This is a genomic window from Paenibacillus ehimensis NBRC 15659 (assembly GCF_004000785.1).
In the GTDB taxonomy this organism is placed as follows: domain Bacteria; phylum Bacillota; class Bacilli; order Paenibacillales; family NBRC-103111; genus Paenibacillus_G; species Paenibacillus_G ehimensis.
This window is the reverse complement of record NZ_BILX01000001.1, coordinates 25631-47725: the sequence shown is the minus strand read 5'-3', so window position 1 is coordinate 47725 and position 22095 is coordinate 25631. Positions and strand designations below refer to the sequence as shown.

Below are 22095 nucleotides of genomic sequence, written 5' to 3'. Positions count from 1 at the left end.
GAAAAGGATGAGGGCAATGAAACTAGGTCGTACAGGTTTAACTGTGGGGTTGGCTTTATCCGTGCTGGCGGCGGGCTGCAATTCCGGCAACCCGGCCGGCTCCGACGAAGGGAAGGGCACCAAGACGTTAAAAGAACTGGGCAAAGACGAAAAAGCCAGTATTAAAGTTGTTTATTACGACAAAAACGCCTTTTTCAATCAATACGGCAATCTATTCTCGGCGAAATATCCGAACATAGAGGTGCAAGTTGTAGAAACGCATGACATAAGCGGCCCAGGCAAGGACATGAAGAAGGAATTCCAGAAGCTGATTGACGAAGAGAAGCCGGATGTTCTTGTATTTCACTCGCCCGACTTGTTTAAGGAATGGGCAAATGACGGAAAGCTTTATAAGCTTGATGAAGTCATTCGGCAGGATAAATTCGATACGGAGAATATCGTGCCGAGCGTAATGGAGCTGATCAAATCGAAAGGCGATGGCAATATTTACGGTTTGGCTCCGTATTTCTATAGTCAGGCGTTGTTCTATAACAAGGATTTATTCGAGCAGTACGGCGTGCCGCTGCCGAAGAATAAGATGAGCTGGGAAGAAGTGCTGCAGCTCGCCCAGCGGTTCCCGAAGGACGGACAGGGGGACAAACGCATCTACGGATTTGCCAGAAACTCTGCCGATTGGTCCGTTTACGGATCAGAAAATAAAGCGCTCCATTATTATCTGATGAGACAAATTGGAGCAACCAGCGGAATGTCCGATATAGACCCGGATAAAGGGGTGACCCTCCAGACCGAGGGCTGGAAACATGCGCTTTCGTTGGCCGCGGCAGCTTTGAAATCGGGTGCGGTCTATACGGGACAGACCGGAGAAATGCCGGCATCGGCCAATTCGGAAGAAGAACGGTTGAAGCAGGATCTATTCGTGACCGGTAAAATTGCAATGACCATTGAATCGCCTTATATGATCGGCAACATCCTGCAAGCCAAAGAAAAGCTCAAGGACGTCGCTCCCGTCAATTGGGATGTCGTCACCGTGCCGGTCGATCCGAAAAACCCCGATGCTTCGAGTTCATTTGACGTTAGTGAAATTTTCGCCGTCAATGCAAACAGTTCCAGCCCGAGAGCGGCCTGGGAGCTTGTCAAATACGTGAACAGCGACGAGATGGCCAGATTGCTGTCCAAAACGGAAAATTTCGGCTTTCTTTCGCGAACAGCTTATGTGAAGGAGCGGGACGGGCGCAGCTTGGAGCCTTTCTATATGCTGTACATGAGCGATAGCGGCCTAATGAATGGAGACGAGAAAATACCGCCTGAATTCCACGATCCCTATGGCGAAATGGCGGGGATCGAGATTCAAGCGGTCATCGACGGCAAGAAATCGGTCGACGAAGCGCTCCGGACAATACAGGCTAAAGGGCAGGAAATCTATATCAGGGCCAAGCAAGCACAGGAGGCTGAAGGTCGGAAATCCGGCTAACCGGCGACGTTCTGGAACCTCGGATGTAACCGAATCGAATGCACATAAAAATGAGTCCCGCCGGCGATGCGTTGGCAAGGGACTCATTTTTCATTGATAAGATCGCGGCCCTCCGGGCATTCAAAACCCTTTTCCGCCGATCGGCCGGACCTTTACGCCGCCGACCTCCGCGATCAAATGCCGGCAGCGCCCAATGAGCTCGCGCACTTTTTCGTTCTTCAGCGATGCGGCATGCGCCTCCTGGCTCTCCCACAGCTCCGTGATCCACAGAACGTCCGGATCGTCTTCGGCCTCATGCAGGATGTAATAGATGCAGCCCTCCATTTCGTTCAGCGTATCGGCTTCCAGCATCATCTTCGCAAGCTCTTCCCGTTTTCCCGGATGGGCCGTCATTTTTCCGAACATGGCGTATTTACTCATCATTCATCTCCCTTTCTACTTGTCTGACCGGATAACATCGCTTCGTAATGCGCGAGTATGCGGGCGCCGGCTTCCGTCATTTTCCGGAGAAGCAGCTCGGACTCAATGTGCAATGCCGTACTGTACGGCATCAAAAAATAAGGCACGTACGTCTGCAGTGTCGAACGTTCCAAGCGGAATACGGCCTCTTCGGGCCTTCGCTCCATAAGCGCATGACCGAACAGCCAATGCCGGCACAGCTCGTTCAGCACCTGTTCCTGGGCCTTGATACGCACGGTCTCGAACTCCGCGGGCCCGGACGGATCGGGAAGCAGATTGCCGAGCAGATGATCCTTGGCGGAGAACCCGGCCGGACGCTCGAAGCGTCCCTCGGTCTCCCGCAGCCCGCGTATGCGGTCCACACGGAAGCTCCGTATCTCCCCCCGGTAACCGCAATGCCCGACCGCATACCAGCTCCCTTTCCAGAAGACAATGCCGTAAGGATCGAACAGCCGCGGAGGAGAGGCCGCCCCCTTGCCCCGGTCATATTCCATTTCCAGCGTCCGCCCCTGTCCGGCCGCCTCCTCCAGCATTTGCAGATAAGCTTGATACCCGCCGTCGGTGGGCGGATAAATGACCGACAAACCGCCGCTGTGGCGCTCAAGCCGGTCCAGCTGCTTCTCGTTCGCGTAGCGCTTGAGCTTGTCCACCGCCCGGGCCAAAGCGTCCGAGTAAGGGTACCCCGCCTCCTTGGCGAAAATCGCAGCGTGAATCAGTCCCTTCTGCTCCTCGGCATCGAAAACGAGCGGGGAATCGGCGAAACGGCTCAGGATGCTGTAGCCGCCGTTTGGACCGGATTCCGCGACGATCGGCACCCCGCTGGCGCATAGAGAATCGATGCAGCGGTAGACCGTCCGCACGTGAATTTCCAGCTCCTCCGCCAGCTGCTTGGCGGTCATCCGCTTGCCCGAGCGCAGCATCCAGAGGATCGCTAACATGTTGTCCGCTTTCGTCATGGCCCAAACCTTCTTTCGCGGAGCTTTTCCCCTCATCATAAGTATAATTTCAGATCCCTGACAGAAACGGTCAGTCATTCGAGCTCGGCCATTCTTTCTTTTCCGGGAGGAAGTTTCCCGTTAAGCCTGCATCGCCTTCGCCAGCGCGGCCAGCTTGTTCATCGTATTCCAATTGCGCGTTGTCGCCGTATCGCCCAGCTTGTGCAAATGTTTCGCCAGCTTGGAATCGAGTATGCTTTGACGGAACAAGAAGTAAATCTCGCGCCCATGGATGTGATATTCATCGATATCGCGTTCGCTGGCGGACAACAGGTCAACCACCTTCTGCGGCGGCGCTTCGGTCCATATGGAAACGTGGATGCTCTCGCCTTCCGTCAAGGGAATATTCGCATAACGGCATTCCGCGACGATTCGCTCCAGTTCCCCGGCCGTTCTTAACACAACGGTGATCGAAATGCCAAAAACCGCTCGAATCTCCTCTTCGATCCGTTGGCGCAGCGTTTCCGGGCCCTCTTCCGATTCGAACAGGACGTTGCCGCTTTGAATATACGTCTGGACCCGGTGCAGGCCCATCGCTTCCAGCGCGCGCTTCAGTTCGGCCATCTTGATCTTATTGTGTCCGCTCACATTAATTCCCCGAAGCAGCGCGATATAAATCGTCATTTTGCCACCTTCTCTGCAGTTTCAATATCAAGCCAGGCGTTCCGACGTGAAATGCTAATTCTTAGTATACCTTCGCTGTACACGTTTGAGTATCTTTTTCAGGAGTGGCGCGATGAGGTCCATGACGGACAATCGCCAATGCTGTGTTGTTTTTTCGCGGCAAGCCAAATTTTGCTATACTAACTGGGAAGTCACTTAAACGGAACAGCGCGAGGTGAATTATGAAAGACCCGGTTATCATCTTACCTTACAACGATTCGTGGCCTGCCGAGTTCAAAACCATCGGCGAGCGCATAAGACAAGCCTTGGGAGACGCCGCCATACGAATTGACCATGTCGGGTCCACTTCCGTGAAGGGGATCGACGCGAAGCCGGTTATCGATATTCAAATTTCGGTGAAGCAGCTTGCATCCCTAGAGACTTACAAGCCGCAGTTGGAAAGTGCGGGCTTCCTTCATCGCGAGGATAACCCTGACAAGTCCAAAGCCTACTTCAGAGAACGCCCGGGAACGAAAAGAACCCACATCCATGTCAGGGAACATGGCAGTTGGTCCGAGCAGCTGACTCTCCTCTTTCGAGACTATTTGCGCGCTCATCCCGAAGCCTGTACGGCCTATGTCAAGGAGAAGCATCGTTTAATGGAGCTATACCGGAATGAGCGGGAGAAATACGTGGACGGGAAAGCCCCCGTGATTTGGAGCATTTTGCAGCAAGCGCACTTCTGGTCTCAAGAAACAGGATGGAAGCCCGGAAAAAGCGATCTATAAAACACAAAACGGAGGAGAAAAACGATGAACTACCATTTGGAAAGGGTTGACAGCGGGTCCGACGAATACGGGTTCGTCCGGAATCAACTGCTAGCCTACAATCTCAAGAACGTGGACGCTTCCTTCGAATTCATAAACTTCGTTGTCAAAAACGGTAGCCAAGAGATCATCGGCGGGCTGTTTAGCCGTCGGTTCGGTGAAGGGATTTTTATTGAAATGCTATGGGTAGATGAAGGCTCGCGTAAATTGGGACTGGGATCGCGGTTGCTTCAAGAGATCGAACAGGCCGGAAGGCGGCAGGATGTAAAGTTCATTTATTTGGACACCTTCAGTTTCCAGGCTCCGGATTTTTACTCGAAACACGGTTTCGAGGTGTTCGGGACTCTGGAGGATTTCCCGGTCCAGGGGTGCAAGAAATACTTTTTAAAGAAGACTTTGTAGCAGGTAACGTTGAGGAGGCGGGAACATGGGGAAAGCCAAGCTAATCGCCCACTCCATTCCAGCTGCCATCGTGTCAAAGGATTCGGGTACCCCAAAAACACTGTCCAGCGCTGTTCTTCTAACGGATGAAGAGACGCTGGACAAATGGATCGATTACAACATGCTAATCAACGAGGACAAGAACTGTTCGGCTATTAATCCAACGTACCTAAAGGGGTGATATATCCTATGGCTTCCAAGACCGCATCATTCTCCAAATCGATCCAGTCCTACTTAGCCTATACCCGGATGCCTTGGGGACAGTTGTTCTATGCGACTGCCTGGCATCAAATCGACCGTTTTCTCGAAGCCTCCGGACAATCGATACTGGATATCGGGTCCGGATTCGGCATCACCAGTTCGGAGTACGCCAGAAGAGGGAACCGGGTAACGGGAATCGACCCTACGCCGGAAATGATCGAATTCGCCAAGCAATCCGCGTCGGACAATCATCTGAGTATCGATTACAGGGTATCCACGTTTCAAGAGGAGCTTGCCTTGCCGGGACGGTATGACTGGATATTTTGCCATAACGTCCTGGAATATGTGGAGGAGCCCGGAGACTTGCTCAAGCGAATCGGCTCTAAGCAGAACGGACGCGGTTATTTATCGCTCATCGCTCATAACCCTGTAGGGAAAGTAATGAAGAAAGCGGTTATTGTTAAAGATCCTGAGGAAGCCTTGCACAGCCTCGAAAGCGATCAGGAATACAGCAGCGTGATTCAAACGGATATCACCACGTATCCCTATGAACAGCTGCAGCAATGGCTTCAGGAAGCGGGCTACGAGGTTCTGGACCGTTGCGGCATCCATAATATTTACGGGTACATTGCCGATAATGAAATCAAGCGGCAGGAAGAATGGCATCGCCGGGCTATGAAACTGGAATTCGAATTAGGACATCTTAGTCCTTATAGAGATATTGCAGTGTTCACCCACCTCATCGCCCGAAAAAAAATCATAGCCTACCCTACAAATAGCAAAGGATGATACGCCATGAAAACAAACCAAGGATTCGAAGTTGTTAATCTGTCGCAATTAAGCGGCAGCGTCAAAGAGCAATACCGCAACGTGGTCGTCAGTACCGTTAACGAAAGCTGCCTTCGGCTGGCCGTATTCACCGGCGAATACCAATGGCATTATCACCCGGCCTCCGACGAGCTGTTTATCGTGCTGGAGGGCGAACTGTTCATCGATTTCCAAGACCGCGACACCGTGTCTTTGAAAGCCAACGACTCCATTACCATCCCGGCCGGCGTCGTTCACCGGACAAGGTCGGAGGTGCGGACGGTTAATCTGTGCTTCGAGCATACGGACGCCGATACCGTGTTTGTTTAACCTGAAAACAATATTAATGGAGGAACCCATGCGGTTTTTGGGGACGGGTGTTGGAAGACAGCATGCAGAATTGTATAATATGGTACAAACTCAAGAGAAGAATTTGCAATCTGTTATATGATGATAGCAAAGAAGTGTTGAATCCCCAAATGAAGGATGATTATGAGCAAGTCATACATCATATTAAGGATTGTATGGAACATAACAAAAAAAGTGAGTATCTCGATGTTACATCCGCAATTCAGGTGATCAAGATACGGGACGCCGTATTCAAGTCTTGAAGCAAAAAACCTCCTTGCACGCCAATCCGCTATGGCCAGCCCTTTCCTTAAACTTTTTTAGTAAATTGTTTAAAATATGAATGAGATTAGACGATATAGTAGAATAAGGATTTCTTTATAAAAAAATTACGGAGGAGGATCATGTTCATGCGCATTTCCTTTGACTCACGGCCCTCGTTTGTCGGCGCATATGGTAGCCACACTTACGCTCGGCGATCCAACGCGAACGAACAACAAGAGCACAAGCAGCAGCAGGATAAGGTTACCATCCGCAAGCCTTTCCTTAACGGTCCCGGTCAAAAAACAGCGGCTACGGCACTGGAGCGGTTAATGGAGCAAAAGCAAAGCTTAACGGAACGCCGTGGAAATTATTTAAGCGAGGCTTTGAAAAAAGGCACGAGTGCGGAAGCGATGAAAGCGGAACTGGAAACCATCGACAAGCAAATCCGAGAGCTGGAAGAACAAATGAGAAAAATCCAAATCGAAGAGCAACGGAAAGCAGCTGGATTGGATGAAGAGAGCAAGAAGAAAGCCGAGAGGTCGAAAGATGTCAGTCTTGGCGTCGGCTCCCCGAATGAGCGGTCCCAAGAAGACTCCGTTTTATCTTCAAATACCATTCAAGCGGTTGTGTCAGCGAGCCAAGAAAAGCAGAATTTCGGCCGCATCAAGATGGCGCAACATACGCTGCGAACGGAGGCCAAAGGCTGGGAGCATAGCGATCCTGCACGCTCAAGCGAATTGAAGGAAAAAGCCGAGAATTTAACCGGCAAACTTATGGAACTCTCCGGCAATATCACAAGCAGTATCGCTAATGCGATCCGAGAGGACAAGAAGACCGCGTCCGCCTTGCCCACGAAACAAACGAAAGAAGAAGAAAGCGTGGATAAGCCGCAGCAATCCGGTACGAGACAGCTAACGACGCAGGAAATCGAGACGTATTTGGAGAAACGTAAAGGAAGTAAATCTCCCGCCGGAACGATCGTGAACTTGACGCTGTAAGCTAAATCGCACATGAGAGGATTCCCGGTTACCCTTCGGATTTGGGATATTTCCAAAATAAAGCGCGTTTCTATGGCGGAAAGGTTGCAGTAAGCGGCAGACCCCATCCCTCATGAAAGGTGCTTTTTTTGTTCCGGACACCTCCAAAAATGGTGAAACCATGGAAACGCCTCGCCGTAAGCATATACAAACTAGATGAGGAGTGGTGCACCATGTGGAAGCCCGTCGATACCCGATTTTACGCCAAACGCTTGCCCGTTGCGATCGCTGCGATCGACGACGGTGGCGAGGCCGATTTTATTCGTACGGTGCTGGAACAATTCAATACGGTTACGCTGTTCCATGCGATCGGCACGCCAGGGGATTTTCTGCAAGTGATCGGACAAGGAGTGGAGAACGCTCCCCCTTACCTGATCATTAGCGCTCATGGGGACAAGGGCGGGATTATTTTCGGCGAATATATCGAAGAAATTGACGTTTCCAGCTTGCACGATGAGGTCATGCTTCCGGAGACGATAGGCCAAGCGATTAACCTGCCGGGAACGGTTGTCATCAATACGGCCTGCTCTGCGGGCGTGGAAGAAGCGGGAAAAGCTTTTATGCAGGGAAACCTTAAAGCGTATATTGCCGCCGATATCGATGTTTCGGGAGAAGCGGCGGCGCTGTTCATCATGCACTTTTTCCATCGGTTGATCAAGACGGAATCGTTGGAAGATGCATGGCAGCACGCAGCCGCTTACGACGAGGAGAGCCGCGCCTACCGATTGTACGTACAGGACGGCTTCTATCAGCTGACGCCGGAGGGACAATGCAGCAAGACTGCGTATTAAGCTTGGGAGCACTGCAAGGCAAAGCTTCATCGAAAGTAACCAGATTATGGAAGTAATCTGAATCGGTCCGGGGAGGAAAACGAATGCTGCGGTTATTCCGCTACAATTGGATGGTAAGGGACGAATGGTTTGAGACCTTCGGGGCAATAAGCGAGGACGAGCTGCTGCGCGAACGCACCGGCGGAGTCGGCTCCATCCTGAAGACGCTATTTCATATCGTCGATGTGGAGTGCAGCTGGATTCGGGCAATCAAAGGCGAGCCGGACCCGGAACCTGCTTTCCATGACAACGCCAGCTTGGACAAAATCCGGCAGCTGTCCGCGCAGTATCGGAGCGAAGTCGAGGACTTTCTCGTCCATTGGACAAATGAATCCGACGGAGACCCTGTTACGCCTTCCGGGATGAACGAAACGTTTACCCAAGGCGAAATTTTAAGACATGTGATCGCCCACGAAATCCATCATGTCGGACAATTGTCCGTCTGGGCCAAGGAATTGGGCTTGCAGGCGGTTTCGGCGAATTTTATCCGGAGAGGCTTGTAGATAGGCAGCCGCCAGCGCCTTCCGGCTTCTCACCAGGGCTGGCGGTTGCTTTGGCTAGGACAAAGCCCCTCTATCTCCTCTCGACACGCACGCGCAGGCCGACCTCGAACATCCGGCTCCACGGCATTCGGCAGTCGTCAATCACGACGCGATGCCCATCGTCATCAATCTGCTCCCGGGCGAACCGCTGCAGCTCCCGCTTCACGAGGTCCGCCACCGCCCCCCGCTCCCCGTCGACCGAGAAGTACGTATGTCCCATAGACGGCAAGCACGACTGGGTGACCTGCTGACGGACGGAGGCACAGTAGCCCGCGTCCTCTACGAACCGCAAGGCCAGAAAATCGCGATGGCCCGGCGTATCACCGTACAAGTAATAGAGGAGCCCCTGCGCGAGACAGGTGCCGAGCGTATTGCCATTGGTGTTCCAACCCGCGTAGGCAGCCAAGCGGAACAGCAGTCCCTTTTGCCGGAGCAGCGCAAGCAGCTCCAGATCGGAGCCGTTGGCATAAGCGACGTCGGCGACCAGACACGGCTTCTTCCAGCGGTGAACGACCTCATGCGCCATCTCGGTCAATTCGACGAGGTTCCGCAGCACGGTATATCCGCGGTTCGGATTCGGCAGAGCCTGCTCGCCGGCTTCCATCAGATGCTCTCCCGGCGTATTCAAGCACAGAACCAAGTCCGCTTCGCTGACGGAGGAAGCCATCAGCGCGCCCGCCGCCACGATGTGGCATTTTAGCGTCTCGTACAGCATCCGGTCTTCGTACAACGGCGTTACGAACGGACCCTGCACGCTTGAAAAATGCGGGTAAATGAGCGGACGGACGCCCATAAACCCGTTGATCATACGGGCCAGCAGCGTGCAGCCGACCTCATCGGCTCCCGGGTACATATGCACCTGGAGCTGCAGACTCAGGCTCCGGATATGCTCGCGCACGCGCTGCTGGTCTACGGCCGTCAGCCCGAAGGGCGCCGAGTCGTCCTGCGGCACGATCATGAAATCGACGACCCGTTCCTTCACCAGTTCGACCGCCCACCGGTTGACCTGCAAATTAACGTCCCGGCGGTCTGTGTAATCCTGCCACACCTCGGCAGGAATGGCCGTATCCAGCCGTTTCAGCTCCGCAAGCTCCTTCTCGTCCGCCAGCCCAAGCTCCGCCCGGTGCCGGAGCACCCCCCGCCGGAAAATATCCTTGCCCCACGTTTCGTAATAGTCCGGCTCCTCGTCGCTGCTCGAGTAGCTCGGACAGCGCATGATCAGGTTAAAGGCGTACAGCCGCAGCTTCGGATTGATTTGCTTCAGCTTGCGCAGCCTATCCAACCGCTCCCGGCACTGCTCCGGGGACAGCCGGTGCAGCCTCGACGGCACGATCCCGCCGTACACCAACGTATCCAGCGATACGATGGCACCGTCAGCTTCATCCGCTTGCTCGAACAGCCAGGCCCACAGCCGCTCCACGTCCGCGGGCGATGTTTTGCGCCCCATCGCTCCCGGCTCCGGCCTCACAAGCCGAAAGTCCGTACCGGCAGCCAAATCGGCCGGAAAATCGAAGTTGCACGGACGTTCGTCCAGCGGAACATATAATATGGTTCGCATGGCTTCTCCCTCCTCCGGCCGCTTCAGCTCTAGCCGCTCTCCCGAATGGCATGCACGAACCGCTCGGTAATGTGCTGCGGACGCGTAATCGCCCCGCCGATGACGACGAACTGCGCACCCGCGTCCAGCGCCCGCTTGGCGTCCTCCGGCCTGCCATACCTTCCTTCCGCGACAACCGGAACCTGTACGGCCGCGGCCAAGCGAGCCACCAACGCAATGTCCGGCCCGGCCGATTGCGTGCTGTACGGCGTATAGCCCGACAAGGTCGTCGATATCCAGTCGACGCCGAGCTGCGCGGCGTACCGACCTTCCTCCTCGGTCGAAATATCCGCCATAATCAGGATGCCCCGCCGCTTCAGCTCCTTCACCGTATCCGCCAGCGTCCGGCCGTCGGGCCGCGGCCGGTTCGTGCCGTCCAGCGCAATAATATCCGCGCCGGCCGCATGGACAGCGAGCGCATCCTCCAGCGTCGGCGTAATATATACGTCGCTGTCTTTGCTGCTTCGTTTGTTCAAGCCGATCACCGGCACGGCAACCGCTTGCTTCACGGCAAAAATATCCGCGAGCCCGTTCGCGCGAATGCCGACCGCCCCGCCAAGCACGGCCGCTTTGGCCATCTCTGCCATATGATGGGGACCGAAGAGCGGTTCCCCCTCATACGCTTGGCAGGAGACGACCAGGCCTCTCTCGGTAATTCTTTGTCTCATCATATGATCTCCCAACCGCAAATAGGATGCTAAAACCGGATTTCCTCGCCCGACTGGGCCGATTCGTAAATGCCGCACAGCATTTTCATCATTTCCACGCCGTCCTGAACCGGGCTGATCGTCTGTTCCCGGCCTTGGCAGCAATGGATAAAATGATCGATCTCGTTCTGGAAGCCGCGTTCGAAATCGAAGGCCAACTGATCGATCTGCGGCGTGACGTTCAAGATCGTATCGTGCCGCTCCGTGACAATCGTCAGCTCCGGCTCGACCTCGACTCCGCCTTTGTCCCCGTACAATTTGACGGCGAATTCATCTTTCTTGGCTTGAAGCGTGAAGCTGACGTCAACGAGCAAGGAGGCGCCGTTCTCGAAACGGATCAGCGCGTTCGCCAGATCCTCCACCGTATTGTGCTCATTGTAGTCGGCCGCCTTATAGTAATCCAAATGTTGAATATGGCTTCGGTTGCCCAGCTTCCGGTACGCATTGCCGCTGATCGATTTGACCTTTGGCTTGCCCATCAGGTACCAGCACAGATCGATGATATGGACGCCGAGATCGATGAGCGGGCCGCCGCCCGAGCGCTCGATGTCGGAGAACCAGCCGCCCGGATTGCCGAGCCGGCGCAGGCAGGTCGCTTTGGCGTAATAAATTTCACCCAGCTCGCCCGCATCGATGAACTTCTTCAGCACGCGCACATTGGTGCCATACCGGCGCACATAGCCGATCTGCAGCGTCTTGCCGCTCCGGCCGACCGCCTCCTCTACCTGAAGCGCCTCCTCCACCGTCTTGCACAGCGGCTTCTCGCACAGCACATGCTTGCCCGCCTCCAAGGCGGCTATGCTGATGGCGGCGTGGCTGTCGTTCCACGTGCATACGCTCACCGCGTCGATGTCGGGATCGGCAAGCAGCTGCTTGTAATCCGTAAATATTTTTCCCGCCCCGTAGGCTTCCGCCTTGGTTCTTGCCCGCTCCCCGTTCAAATCGCAGATCGCCGCAAGCTCCACCTCCGGGTTGCCCGCATAAGCCTTCAAATGCATTTCCGAAATGCTTCCCGCTCCGATAACGCCGATTCTCACTTTACTCATGACGAATCCTCCCGATCCGAATATACTAAAGCTTAAAAGTTTACAGTTCCTTCCACAGCGTACGGACGTATTCCATGCCGATTTTGGCTCCCTGCCTGCAATCTTCCATGCCTTCAAACTCGATGGACACGTACCCGTCGTAGCCCGACGCCTTGATGATGCGCAGCACCTCCGGCATATCGATGTCGCCTTGACCGACAATCGCCCCGCGCAAATAGCTGCCGCCCGCCGACCGGAACCATCCCTCGCCGGGATTCCGGTACGAAGGCCGGACGTAAAAATCCTTCACGTGCACCATCGAGGCGATGGAAATATTTTTGCTCACGGCCGGAACGGACAGCTCGTCGACGCACAGGAAATTGCCCACATCCAGCGTCGTCCGGAAATTGTCCCGGCCGACCCGTTCCACCAACCGCTGCACCCGGTCGCTGTGCTGGATGTAATACCCGTGATTTTCCACGCTGGTGACGATGCCGTACGATGCGGCATGGTCGGCTACTTGACGGCAAGCCTCCGCCACCCGCTCCAGATCAGCCTCGAACCGGGAGATCGTCGTTTCCGGCAGCGGCCGGGACGCCGCATCGTGCCGCATGAGCCGGATGCCCATGCGATGCGCTATATCGACGTGCTTTTTGACCCGCTCGATTTCCGCCAAGTACGCCTCGTCGGAGTCCGTCACAAAGTTGGCCCCGATCGCGTAATTGGACAGCTCGATGCCGCACTGCGCCGCTTTCTCCCGGATCCGGTCCGCCAGCTCCGGCTGCTCCAGCAGGTCGTACTCCAGCGGCACGATTTCCGCATGCTCGCCCCCGTTCTCCGCAATCCATTCGATTATGTCCAGGATGGTCCAGCCTTCGCGCTGCACCGCCTGATACAAGCTGTAGGAGCTGATGCCCAGCTTCATTGTCGTTTCCTCCCCGGATGCTGCTGTATGTTATTTCATCCCCGTGATGGAGATGCCCTCGATAAATTTTTTCTGCACGAAAAAGTACATAATGATGATCGGAACCGTGAACAAGGTCGAAGCCGCCATCAGCTGTCCCCAAGCCACTTGATTCTCGCGGATGAACTGCTTCAGCCCGATCGACAGCGTCCACTTCTCCGGATCGTTCAAATAAATGAGCGGGCCTTGAAAATCGCCCCACGCCGCAAGAAACGTGAACAGCCCCACGGTTAATATCGCCGGCTTTGCCAGTGGAAGGATAATTTGCGCATAGATGCGGAACTCCGAAGCGCCGTCAATCTTCGCCGACTCCGTCAGCTCGTGCGGGATGCCCATAAAGAACTGCCGCACCATGAAAATGTAGTACGCCATCCCGGTGCCGAACCACGAGGACAGCACGATCGGCCAGTACGAATTGATCAGCTCCAGCTTGTTGAACAGGACATAAAGCGGAATCATCGTCACTTGAAAAGGAAGCATCAGCGTGCTCATCATCACGAGGAACAGCGCATTCCTGCCCTTAAAATGAATCCGCGCAAACCCATAAGCGACAAGCGGCGCGATCACGACGACGCCGAGCACGCAAAGGGCGGAAATCCAGATCGTATTCATCGTATATTGGAAAAACGGAATGGCCTTCATCGCATGGACGTAGTTGCTCCACTGGACCGTCTCGGGCCACCACCGGACCGGCACGACGAAGATTTCTTCGTCGGTTTTGAGCGACGTGATGACCAGCCAGATGAACGGCAGCAAAAACAGCAGGCCGACGAGCACGAGCGGCAGGTGCGCCGCCCAGCTTGAGCGTGCCCCGAGGGCGCGCTTCCGTTTATTCCGGCTTACAGAGAAGGAAGACGTTGCGGCAGTTGCCTTGGACATTAGCGCTCACCTCCGTAATACACCCAGCGGGCCGATGTTTTGAAAACCAGAAAGGTCAGCAGGAAGACGATGACGAACAGTACCCAAGCCATCGCCGACGCGTAGCCCATCCGCAGGAACGAGAACGCTGTCTGGTACAAGTACACCGCGTAGAACAAAAGCGAATTTTCCGGCCCGCCGATCGCCTGCCCGTTACCGTCTGCGAACACGTAGCCTTGCGTGAACATTTGCAGCGCCCCGATGACGCCCATGATGACCTGAAACAGCGTCATCGGCGAGATCGCCGGCAGCGTAATATGGCGGAATTTTTGCCAGGCGTTGGCTCCGTCGATCTCCGCCGCTTCGTAATACATGCGCGGCACATCCTGCAGGGCGGCCAAATACATGATGCTCGCCGTCCCCGTTCCCCAGAAGCCCATTAGAATCAGCGCGGGCTTCGTCCATTGCGGCTCCAGCAGCCAGACGGGCTGCGGCAGTCCCAGCATGCCCAGCAGCTCGTTGATCAGTCCGTACTGCGCGTTCAGCAGCCACATCCACAGCAGTGTCGCGGCGACCGTCGGCACGAGCGTAGGCAAAAAATAAATCGTACGGTAGAGCGATTTTCCCTTCACGTCTTTGTTGAGCAGCATGGCAATGCCGAGCGCGAACGCCAGATGCGGGAACAGCCCGAACACCGCCATAAACAGTGTATTGTACAGCGATTGCCACACCTTGCCGTCTGCGACCAGCTCCGCGTAATTCGCGGCGCCCGCCCACTGCGGGGCTTCGAACAGGTTGTACTCCGTCAGGCTGTAATAGAACGAAGAAACGATCGGCAGCAGCTGAAACAGCAAAAATCCGATCAGCCACGGACTGATAAAGCACAACCCGACGAGGAGACGCTGGCGCTCTCTGCGCTTGATTCCGATTCGATTGACTGCATCCATCTCCGGTCCTCCTCCTCTTCGATGTCCGGGGCGCACGAAGGCGTGATGACCACCTGCGCGCACCCCAATATTCTTATTTCTTGTTCGCTTTATCCGCTTTCGGCTGGATTTTGGCCACGACGTTATCCATCGCCTGCTGCGGCGTGATCTGGCCCTTGAGCGCTTTTTCCGTTTCCTCGTTCAGCGCCTGCAAATATTCGTTGATATAGACGCTGTTCGGAAAGCCGTTCAAGTTCGGGCTCTTCGCGCTCTCGAAAAATTCCGACAGCGACTTCGTCGCTTCGTTCTTGGTCAGCTTCGGATTGTCGAGCGCACTCAGCAGCACCGGAATCGTCTTCGCTTTGGTCGCATACTCGATCTGCACATCCTCCGACAAGAAATACTGCATCACTTTCCAGGCCGCTTCCTTATTCTTCGCTTTGGCCGGAATGAACATGGCGACCGGACTGACCATGCCCGCGTTTTTCAGCTCGGGCCGGTCTTTCGGATAAGGGAACGGAGCTACGCCGATCGCTCCGCCTTCGCCGCGCTTGTCGTTGTACATGTTCTCCCAGCCGATCATCATGCCGAGCTTGCCGGTGACGAGCGGGTCCTGCGGCGTGTCGGCCTTGCCCATGCCGGATTTGAACTTGGAGATGCCCTCGCTGCCGAACTCCTTGTAATATGATGCTTGGTAAGCGATCGCATCGACGTTCGCCTTCTGGGCGGCCGTCAGCTTGCCTTTGCCGTCATCCCAGGAGCCGCCGAAGATGATCGGCCAGAAGACGTTGTCGATCCACGGATAGTCGGGGATGAAGCCGACCTGCTCGTAGCCGTTTTTGCCGTCCTTCTTGGTCAGCTTTTTCGAGACCTCGAACATCTCTTCGAGCGTTTCCGGCGGCTTGGAAATTCCCGCGTCCTGAAACATCTTCTTATTGTAGTACAGCCGGCTTGCCATGCTCATCGAGATCGGGAAGCCGTATACCTTGCCGTCCACCTTCATGCGTTCCAAGGCGGCGGGGATGATTTTCTTCGTATCGAAGCTCGCCTGTTTGACGAAATCATCAAGGCTCAGCACCGCACCCGCTTCGGACCACGGGCCGATGTTGTTCCAGAACGTGAACATCAGATCGGGCGCGCTGCCACCCGAGATCGCGGTGAGCTGCTTTTGCGGGTCCTGGTTACTCAGCGCTTTGACTGTAATTTCGTTCTGGCTGGCGTTGAAAGCCGACACCATCTCATCGAGGACGGCCGCTTTATCGCCGGTGTAATGGTTCCAAAGCTGAACCGTTACTTTCCCTCCCGCCTTCCCGTCGCCGGAAGCGGCTCCGGTCCCCGTTCCGCCCGCATCCTTTCCCCCGGAGCATGCGCTAAGTCCTGCCGCCGCCAGCATGGTTGCCAGCAGCGCCGTCATCGTTTTATGCGTTGTTTTCCGTCTCATGTCAGCCACCCTTTCGATATTGTGTTTACGGTCGTGCCGCCTTTTCTACCCCACGGCGCCCCGGACGCTCCGGACTTGCCGCTTCGGGCTGATCAATGCCAATGTCACTCAGCCGATCCTTGGGCAAAATCGTCTCGCCCCGTCTCCTTCCATCTGTCAAAGCGTCCCGGCAGATCGGGAACGCTCTCCTCCAGCGGATAACAGCATCGGACAAACTTAAATGAAAACCACCTCCTATAATTGATGTAAAAACGGAATTATCCCCCATAAAAGGACACACTTCGGCACATTATTCCTCCGTCCGCCCCCTGCGCGCACGGGATGCCGGCCGCGGCTTCCCCTCTCCATGAGAGAGGGGGGCGGCTTGCGCGAACCGGTTTCCGGCGCTTGCCTGCCTTTCCGCTGCAGCGCGGCCGCTTCGGGCAAAATGCGCCGGACGCATCAATGCCGCTTGTTCCGCAGGAACGCGTCGATCTGGCGCTGCAGCTCCGCCCCGATCGCTTCCAGCAGCGGACCGGCTTCGGCTTCAAAACGCGGCCACGCTTCCTCCGGATCGAGCACTCCGTTAAACAGCGGCGTGTAGTACTCCGCTTCGATCCTTGCATACGCGTTCAGCTCGTTCTGTACCGGGGTCCCGTCGAACTGGAACCCGGTCAATAGATCCGGCGTAAAATGCTCCGCCCGCCGAATAAACCAGTCCAATGCCTCGGTGCGGTCATCGGTCGCCGGTATGCGGTCGTCGTCCGGGTTCCAGAGCCAGACGTACGGGAACTGCTGATAGCCGCTTTTCAGCGTCCGGTAACGGTCCGTTCCCACGGGCTTCCAATGAACGCCCGGAAGTCCGTACGCCAGCAGGTCGTAGTTGTCCTTCTCGTTGGCCCAGTTGAGGAACTGGATCGCCTCTTCTTTATGCTTGCTGGTCACCGGAACCGCAATAAAATTCCATTGGGCGAAATTCGACAGGTTCGCCTTCGGAACGTCCTGATAAAAGGTCACGCTCTCCAGCTCTCCGCCCGGTACATGCCGCTTCAGCCTTTCCTGATGCCCCTCGCCAACCGAGAACGAGCCTGCCGGGAAGACCGCTACCTCGCCCGAGAAGCCCGGGTCTTGAAAATCTTTGATGCCGAGCACGTCCTGATGCATAACGCCGTCCACATACAGCCGGCGCGCCTCGCGAATCCAATCCCGCACCGGCGAATCCTTTTCGTGAAACAAATTGCGCACCTTACCGTCATTATGCTGATAATACAGCATCAGACTGCTGCCGAGCGCCTGCGTCGGCCGAATCTGGTCCCGCGCATCGTCATAATGCCGGAACGCCGCCTGGCTGTAAAGCTGCTGCGACGTGTTCCCCGCTGCGATCAGCGGCACGATGCCCGTCTCTTTCTCCTTGAGAAGGTAAGCGAACCGGATCAGCTCTTCGTAGCTTTGGATCGGCGGGACGCCAAGCTTCTCGCGGAGGTCCTTGCGGACGAAATACGAGTGGCCCATCGCATAGGAGACGCCGAGCGGGATCGCCATAATTTTGCCGCCGTACCGGTTGGCCTCCCACATCGGCCGGGGACGCTTGGCGAGGATCGTCTCCCCGTACTTCTCCAGCAGCACGTCGAGCGGCTCGTAGTATCCGCTGGAGATCATCTCGCTCAAATGCAGCCATGGCGCGTCGAAGACGAGATCGATTTCCTCGCCCGAAGCCAACGCCACTTGGGATACGTGGCCGAAGTCGTTCCACGGCACGAACTTGATGTCGAGCCTCACATCGAGCGTTCCCGCCAGACGCCGATGCGCTTCCTTCAGCACAAGGTCGTAATCGGGGACCCGATCGCCCGGGAGCATGATCCGGAGCGTCACCGGGGGACGGGCGTCGGCCGGGGACGTCCGGCCCGCATCGGAAGCGGAGGACCCTCCGCAGCCCGCAGGCAAGAGCAGCGCAGCGAACAAGCAGCCCCATCGCAGCGTCCGGTTCATTCCGCCTCCCCTCCTTCCCCTTCGGTATGGTGCAGCCGGAATTGGTTCGGGGTCAGCCCCGTCGCTTTTTTGAACGCCGTGAAATAATGGCTCCGCGTCAAAAATCCCGAACGCTCCCCGATATCCGCCACCGACATGCTTGTCGTAACAAGCAGTTCCTTCACCTTCTCGATCCTTGTGTTCAGGATGTAATTCGAAAGTGATACGCCGCGTACTTCCTGAAAAATGCTGCGGGCGTACTTGGCCGACAGCGAGACGTGCTCCGCAATCGCTTCGACGGACAGCATCGGATCGTGAATATGATATAGGACGTAATTGATCATCTCCTCCGCAAGCTTCTCCTTCCGGTCGCCCCCTTTGCGGGAGCTAAGCTGGTCCATGACGGCGAACAGCTCCGCCTCCAGCCAATGCCGCGCCTCCTGCAGCGTCGAGAACCGGTCGAGCTGTTTGTCGATGCCGTCCACGCCCTGCAGCGCCCGAAGCTTGTCGAATTCCTTCATGATCGTAAATAAAATGACGGTCAGCCTTACCTTGCATTCGGAGTATTTGACCGCCGCCATCTGCCCGAACAGCTCCTCCAGCAGCAGGACGACCTGGTCCTTCTTCCCGGACTTGACCGCGACAAGCAGCTTGTCGAGGCTCTTCGGATCGGACAACGGCTGCAGCAGCCGAACGTAGCTTTCGTAATCGCCCTCCGTATATACCTTGTCTTCGCCGCTGATGAATTTGAGCAGGGTAAGCTCCAGAACGAAATCGTAGACGGAGCGCAGATCGTCTTCCAGATGCTTCACATCGCTCACCGCTGCGGTCACCTGAAGCCGGACATACGTCGCAATATGCCCCTTGATCGTTTCCAGCAGCTTGCGGACTTCGGCGTCGCCCCGGTCCAACCCGATCAGGAAGACGATGTGATCGCCGGCCAGGTCGATCGTCTCCAGCGTGCCGCCCTCGCCCGCGATGATTTCTCCGGCAATGTTGCCCATCGCGTATTTGAGCAGCTGGCGGGAAGCAAAATCATACGTTTCGGCCACGTCCCGGTAGGCGTCGATCTTGACGACCGCAAGCCGGATGAGCTCCGACGCCAGGAGATCCGATTCCCGGGCGATCCCTTCCCGCAGCGTCCGGTTCATTCTTCCCTGCAGCAGCCACTGGCGCAAATATTCCGCCTTGATCAAGCCGGAATGGCCGCGAAGCGACTGGTGCATTTCGTCAACCCGGCTGGACAGCAGCTCGATCCCGTTTTTCAAAATGCTGTACTCGTCGCCCGCAGCGGGGAGAGTCAGCGCGGAATGGCGCGACTCCTGCGCGATGCGGCGCTGCAATTGGTCCGCCAGCCTGCGGAACGGCTTCACCATCCGCCGGGAATTCCAGAAGGCCGCCAGCAGCAGCAGCACGAGCAGCAGCAGCGAGTAGCCGATGATTTTCGTCTGGAACGCTTCCGCTTGATGCTTAAACGCTTTCAACTCGGTTAACGAATATACCGTCCATTTCTGCGAAGCCAGCGGTGCGGAATTGACGAACAATTGCATTCCGCGCACGGTCACGACCTGCGTCTCCGAACCCGTGGGCTTCAAGCGGCGCAGCTCGTTCAGGAGGACCGCGTCGTTCTCCCTCGTCCCCAGCACATTCCGGCCGTGGCCGTCCACAATCATCAAATCCATGCCAAGCTCCTTGTTCAGACCGAGCAGATTTTCCTGCAGCGCCCCGTTGTCCAGCAGGAGCACGAGATAGCCGCGGTGGTCTTTCTTGGCCGGCGTAGACGGAACGATGAGCGCGAGATAAGGCTCGCCGCCGGTTTCATGGTAAAAAAATTGCAAAAAGAGCGGCCGGTCCTCCCGGATCTTCCTCAGCATCGCCGCATCCCCGAATTTCTCGAACGAAACGAGCCCCTTGAGCGAGTCGATCACCTGCTCCTTGTGGACGTTCACCAAATAGGCGCGCTTGATAAACGGCTCGGTCGACATATAGTTCGTCAGCGCATGGAGCGCATCCATGTCGTCCAGCGGGCGGGGGCCGGCCGATTGCAGCCATTCCTGGACCGTACGGTCCTGATACATGTGAAGCCCGTACGATTTAAGCTTGTTCAGCAGAAACTCGGTGCGGCTTGCGGTTTGCAGCATCGTATCGCGGTTGAACAGATCCATTTGCGAGTAGGCGTATTTCGAGAACTGGTTCGCCAAAAACATGGAGAACGGAATAATGATCATCGTAAAGATCATTCCGATCCACAAATAAATTCGAACGTAGTTCTTAGAAAATAAATGTCGCATCGTCCAACCTTCCTTGCGAGTCTGTCGTAGTAGTCACCGTCCTCATTATACTATACATCCGATTTCGGACATCCGTATGGGACTGATCGAGATAAGGCAAGTTGGCGTATCGGAATTTCCCCATAAATCCTTTAAAGCAGCTGCCCGTGTATTCCAATTATTTTCAGACGCTTCCTGCACCGGAAGATTTCCTGCCCACATCGTAGCATTCGCCCCCGGGATTCGCCCAGTTCTCATTTGCCCAAAACGGTTCTCAAACGGCGGAAATCCGCTATTTTCAAGGCATCCGTTCAGGTTCGGCATGTATTTTCCCGGATCGGCACCCTCTTCGATAACTGCCAAAATGAAAACAGGCGACAGCCGAAGAGGTGCTCTTCCAGCCGTTCGCCTGTCCGCAATGCAGCTTTATTTTGCAGGGGCCCCCTGCCCTGATATATCGCGCGTTCCCTTCGGCTCTTCTTTAGCGCGTCTCCGGCCGATGCTCCGGCTGCTCCGTCACGACCGTTCCGTCCGCCAGCCGCAGCCAGCTCTCGAAGCTTCGTTCGCCTTCGCGCAGCCGGATCACGCGCGCTCCGCGCGGGAAATCGTCCCGGCCGTACGTGTTGTAGCCCGTCGCCCGGCCATAGCACAGGCGGACGCCGTGAAGCGTGCCGCAGTAATCGTTGACGTGATCGTGGCCGGCGAACGTGCCCATGACGTCGCCCATTTCGACGAGCGCCGCAAACAGTCCCGTGTTGATCTTCGGGCAGCACACGTTCTCGTACTTATGCCCGTAGCATACTTCGCGCTCCCATACCTCCGCATATTCCGGCAGCGGGATATGGAAGAACGCCAAAGCCGGCAGCGGCGTGCCGCCGTTGTTCGACGTATAGGCGGCGGATTGCCGGACGTACCAATCGATCTGATCGCGGCAAATCCAGCCGTAGCCCTGAACGTGCGGCAGCGTGGACATGCAGCCGGAGTCGAAGCCGTACAGCAAGGCGGCCGGACGGCCGGACGCCTCCCGGACTTCAAGCACATAATTGCCTTCTCCGGCAATGTCCGACGGACCGCCCGCCGCTAACGCGTACTCGTAGCCCGACACTTTGTTCATCAGCTGCTGACGGGTGATTTTCATCTCGGTATCGTGATTGCCGAAGACGACCGCCCACGGGATGCGTTGCTTCTCGACGATGGAAACCGCCCGGTCGAACCGGCCGAGCGGATCGTCGCATTCCTTGTCTTCAATGACGTCTCCGGTGAAGTAGACCAGATCCGGCCGCTCCGCTTCGAGAACGTGCTCCATCAGCTCCAGGGTGCGCCGGTCCGCGTCGCCTCCGGATTTCATATGCACGTCGGTGAACTGCACGATCGTAAACGTCCGGTCTTCCCGAAAAGTTAAAGCTTGCACTTGAATCGCTCCTCTTCGCTAGTGTTTTGTCGCGCTGCCGTTTGCCGGAAGCTCTTGGAGCCTTCTCGTTCGCGCGGAGCGGTCCGGCCCGCCGGATCCGTGCGACGGCGATCCCTCGAGATCG

22 protein-coding genes are annotated in these 22095 nt (G+C 56.1%); 9 read left to right on the top strand and 13 right to left on the bottom strand.

The features are described from left to right. Positions 1-16: 16 nt before the first annotated feature. Positions 17-1471 (top strand): ABC transporter substrate-binding protein, encoded by a 1455-nt coding sequence (locus PEH01S_RS00220; protein WP_127483533.1) that lies wholly within the window; start codon positions 17-19, stop codon positions 1469-1471. Between the two features lie 120 nt (positions 1472-1591). Here PEH01S_RS00220 and PEH01S_RS00215 read toward each other — a convergent pair whose 3' ends face one another. From PEH01S_RS00215 to PEH01S_RS00205, 3 genes are all read right to left on the bottom strand, one after another. After that, the gene (locus PEH01S_RS00215) at positions 1592-1891 is read right to left on the bottom strand and encodes a putative quinol monooxygenase (protein WP_025850888.1); all 300 of its coding nucleotides are present in this window, start codon (positions 1889-1891) and stop codon (positions 1592-1594) included. Then, positions 1891-2886, bottom strand: a complete 996-nt coding sequence (locus tag PEH01S_RS00210; protein ID WP_025850889.1) for a helix-turn-helix transcriptional regulator — start codon at positions 2884-2886, stop codon at positions 1891-1893. The genes PEH01S_RS00215 and PEH01S_RS00210 overlap by 1 nt, the downstream gene beginning before the upstream one ends. Before the next feature lie 120 nt (positions 2887-3006). Next, on the bottom strand, positions 3007-3549 hold the full coding sequence (locus PEH01S_RS00205) for a DUF1697 domain-containing protein (protein WP_127483532.1): 543 nt from the start codon (positions 3547-3549) through the stop codon (positions 3007-3009). Positions 3550-3770: 221 nt separating this feature from the next. Here PEH01S_RS00205 and PEH01S_RS00200 point away from each other — a divergent pair, with 221 nt between their 5' ends. From PEH01S_RS00200 to PEH01S_RS00165, 8 genes are all read left to right on the top strand, one after another. Further along, positions 3771-4316 carry a GrpB family protein gene (locus tag PEH01S_RS00200; RefSeq protein WP_127483531.1) on the top strand — a complete coding sequence of 182 codons (546 nt, stop codon included), beginning with the start codon at positions 3771-3773 and terminating at the stop codon, positions 4314-4316. A 24-nt stretch (positions 4317-4340) separates the two neighbouring features. Further along, complete coding sequence (locus tag PEH01S_RS00195; RefSeq protein ID WP_127483530.1) at positions 4341-4757, top strand: GNAT family N-acetyltransferase; 417 nt, start codon at positions 4341-4343, stop codon at positions 4755-4757. Positions 4758-4782: 25 nt separating this feature from the next. Continuing rightward, a complete protein-coding gene (locus PEH01S_RS00190; protein WP_025850893.1) occupies positions 4783-4977 on the top strand; it encodes a hypothetical protein in 195 nt (64 codons plus the stop codon). 8 nt (positions 4978-4985) lie between these two features. Then, a complete protein-coding gene (locus PEH01S_RS00185) occupies positions 4986-5786 on the top strand; it encodes a methyltransferase domain-containing protein (RefSeq protein ID WP_025850894.1) in 801 nt (266 codons plus the stop codon). A gap of 6 nt (positions 5787-5792) precedes the next feature. Next, positions 5793-6134: a cupin domain-containing protein gene (locus tag PEH01S_RS00180; RefSeq protein WP_127483529.1), complete on the top strand. Its 342-nt coding sequence runs from the start codon at positions 5793-5795 to the stop codon at positions 6132-6134. A gap of 428 nt (positions 6135-6562) precedes the next feature. Further along, positions 6563-7414 (top strand): muscle M-line assembly protein unc-89 Uncoordinated protein 89, encoded by an 852-nt coding sequence (locus PEH01S_RS00175; RefSeq protein ID WP_127483528.1) that lies wholly within the window; start codon positions 6563-6565, stop codon positions 7412-7414. Positions 7415-7626: 212 nt separating this feature from the next. Further along, on the top strand, positions 7627-8244 hold the full coding sequence (locus PEH01S_RS00170; RefSeq protein WP_025850898.1) for a hypothetical protein: 618 nt from the start codon (positions 7627-7629) through the stop codon (positions 8242-8244). Between the two features lie 83 nt (positions 8245-8327). After that, entirely contained in the window at positions 8328-8786 is a 459-nt protein-coding gene (locus tag PEH01S_RS00165; RefSeq protein WP_127483527.1) for a DinB family protein, read from the top strand. A gap of 70 nt (positions 8787-8856) precedes the next feature. Here the strand turns inward: PEH01S_RS00165 and PEH01S_RS00160 are convergent, their stop codons facing one another. The 10 genes from PEH01S_RS00160 to PEH01S_RS00115 form a co-directional block, all read right to left on the bottom strand. After that, a complete protein-coding gene (locus PEH01S_RS00160) occupies positions 8857-10383 on the bottom strand; it encodes a DUF4127 family protein (protein ID WP_127483526.1) in 1527 nt (508 codons plus the stop codon). Positions 10384-10412: 29 nt separating this feature from the next. Further along, the gene (locus tag PEH01S_RS00155) at positions 10413-11090 is read right to left on the bottom strand and encodes an N-acetylmannosamine-6-phosphate 2-epimerase (RefSeq protein ID WP_127483525.1); all 678 of its coding nucleotides are present in this window, start codon (positions 11088-11090) and stop codon (positions 10413-10415) included. A 29-nt stretch (positions 11091-11119) separates the two neighbouring features. Then, on the bottom strand, positions 11120-12175 hold the full coding sequence (locus PEH01S_RS00150; RefSeq protein WP_127483524.1) for a Gfo/Idh/MocA family protein: 1056 nt from the start codon (positions 12173-12175) through the stop codon (positions 11120-11122). Positions 12176-12215: 40 nt separating this feature from the next. Continuing rightward, entirely contained in the window at positions 12216-13079 is an 864-nt protein-coding gene (locus PEH01S_RS00145) for a sugar phosphate isomerase/epimerase family protein (RefSeq protein WP_127483523.1), read from the bottom strand. Between the two features lie 30 nt (positions 13080-13109). Continuing rightward, the gene (locus PEH01S_RS00140) at positions 13110-13997 is read right to left on the bottom strand and encodes a carbohydrate ABC transporter permease (protein ID WP_127483522.1); all 888 of its coding nucleotides are present in this window, start codon (positions 13995-13997) and stop codon (positions 13110-13112) included. Next, complete coding sequence (locus PEH01S_RS00135; RefSeq protein ID WP_025850905.1) at positions 13997-14923, bottom strand: carbohydrate ABC transporter permease; 927 nt, start codon at positions 14921-14923, stop codon at positions 13997-13999. Before PEH01S_RS00135 ends, PEH01S_RS00140 begins: the two co-directional genes overlap by 1 nt. Positions 14924-14996: 73 nt before the next feature. Continuing rightward, positions 14997-16343, bottom strand: coding sequence for an ABC transporter substrate-binding protein (locus PEH01S_RS00130; RefSeq protein ID WP_127483521.1), 1347 nt, complete (start codon positions 16341-16343; stop codon positions 14997-14999). Between the two features lie 441 nt (positions 16344-16784). Further along, a complete protein-coding gene (locus PEH01S_RS00125) occupies positions 16785-18311 on the bottom strand; it encodes an ABC transporter substrate-binding protein (RefSeq protein ID WP_127483520.1) in 1527 nt (508 codons plus the stop codon). Further along, complete coding sequence (locus PEH01S_RS00120) at positions 18308-20581, bottom strand: AraC family transcriptional regulator (protein WP_127483519.1); 2274 nt, start codon at positions 20579-20581, stop codon at positions 18308-18310. The genes PEH01S_RS00125 and PEH01S_RS00120 overlap by 4 nt, the downstream gene beginning before the upstream one ends. Before the next feature lie 460 nt (positions 20582-21041). Further along, positions 21042-21971 (bottom strand): metallophosphoesterase family protein, encoded by a 930-nt coding sequence (locus tag PEH01S_RS00115; RefSeq protein ID WP_127483518.1) that lies wholly within the window; start codon positions 21969-21971, stop codon positions 21042-21044. Between the last annotated feature and the right edge of the window lie 124 nt (positions 21972-22095).

Excerpts from the sequence above, each read along its gene's own strand:
- PEH01S_RS00210 (WP_025850889.1), bottom strand. The coding sequence starts at position 2,886 with ATGACGAAAGCGGACAACATGTTAGCGATCCTCTGGATGCTGCGCTCG.
- PEH01S_RS00175 (WP_127483528.1), top strand. The coding sequence starts at position 6,563 with ATGCGCATTTCCTTTGACTCACGGCCCTCGTTTGTCGGCGCATATGGT.
- PEH01S_RS00195 (WP_127483530.1), top strand. The coding sequence starts at position 4,341 with ATGAACTACCATTTGGAAAGGGTTGACAGCGGGTCCGACGAATACGGG.
- PEH01S_RS00185 (WP_025850894.1), top strand. The coding sequence starts at position 4,986 with ATGGCTTCCAAGACCGCATCATTCTCCAAATCGATCCAGTCCTACTTA.
- PEH01S_RS00200 (WP_127483531.1), top strand. The coding sequence starts at position 3,771 with ATGAAAGACCCGGTTATCATCTTACCTTACAACGATTCGTGGCCTGCC.
- PEH01S_RS00145 (WP_127483523.1), bottom strand. The coding sequence starts at position 13,079 with ATGAAGCTGGGCATCAGCTCCTACAGCTTGTATCAGGCGGTGCAGCGC.
- PEH01S_RS00205 (WP_127483532.1), bottom strand. The coding sequence starts at position 3,549 with ATGACGATTTATATCGCGCTGCTTCGGGGAATTAATGTGAGCGGACAC.
- PEH01S_RS00155 (WP_127483525.1), bottom strand. The coding sequence starts at position 11,090 with ATGAGACAAAGAATTACCGAGAGAGGCCTGGTCGTCTCCTGCCAAGCG.
- PEH01S_RS00170 (WP_025850898.1), top strand. The coding sequence starts at position 7,627 with ATGTGGAAGCCCGTCGATACCCGATTTTACGCCAAACGCTTGCCCGTT.
- PEH01S_RS00135 (WP_025850905.1), bottom strand. The coding sequence starts at position 14,923 with ATGGATGCAGTCAATCGAATCGGAATCAAGCGCAGAGAGCGCCAGCGT.
- PEH01S_RS00160 (WP_127483526.1), bottom strand. The coding sequence starts at position 10,383 with ATGCGAACCATATTATATGTTCCGCTGGACGAACGTCCGTGCAACTTC.
- PEH01S_RS00150 (WP_127483524.1), bottom strand. The coding sequence starts at position 12,175 with ATGAGTAAAGTGAGAATCGGCGTTATCGGAGCGGGAAGCATTTCGGAA.
- PEH01S_RS00120 (WP_127483519.1), bottom strand. The coding sequence starts at position 20,581 with ATGCGACATTTATTTTCTAAGAACTACGTTCGAATTTATTTGTGGATC.
- PEH01S_RS00220 (WP_127483533.1), top strand. The coding sequence starts at position 17 with ATGAAACTAGGTCGTACAGGTTTAACTGTGGGGTTGGCTTTATCCGTG.
- PEH01S_RS00215 (WP_025850888.1), bottom strand. The coding sequence starts at position 1,891 with ATGAGTAAATACGCCATGTTCGGAAAAATGACGGCCCATCCGGGAAAA.
- PEH01S_RS00190 (WP_025850893.1), top strand. The coding sequence starts at position 4,783 with ATGGGGAAAGCCAAGCTAATCGCCCACTCCATTCCAGCTGCCATCGTG.
- PEH01S_RS00140 (WP_127483522.1), bottom strand. The coding sequence starts at position 13,997 with ATGTCCAAGGCAACTGCCGCAACGTCTTCCTTCTCTGTAAGCCGGAAT.
- PEH01S_RS00180 (WP_127483529.1), top strand. The coding sequence starts at position 5,793 with ATGAAAACAAACCAAGGATTCGAAGTTGTTAATCTGTCGCAATTAAGC.
- PEH01S_RS00125 (WP_127483520.1), bottom strand. The coding sequence starts at position 18,311 with ATGAACCGGACGCTGCGATGGGGCTGCTTGTTCGCTGCGCTGCTCTTG.
- PEH01S_RS00165 (WP_127483527.1), top strand. The coding sequence starts at position 8,328 with ATGCTGCGGTTATTCCGCTACAATTGGATGGTAAGGGACGAATGGTTT.
- PEH01S_RS00130 (WP_127483521.1), bottom strand. The coding sequence starts at position 16,343 with ATGAGACGGAAAACAACGCATAAAACGATGACGGCGCTGCTGGCAACC.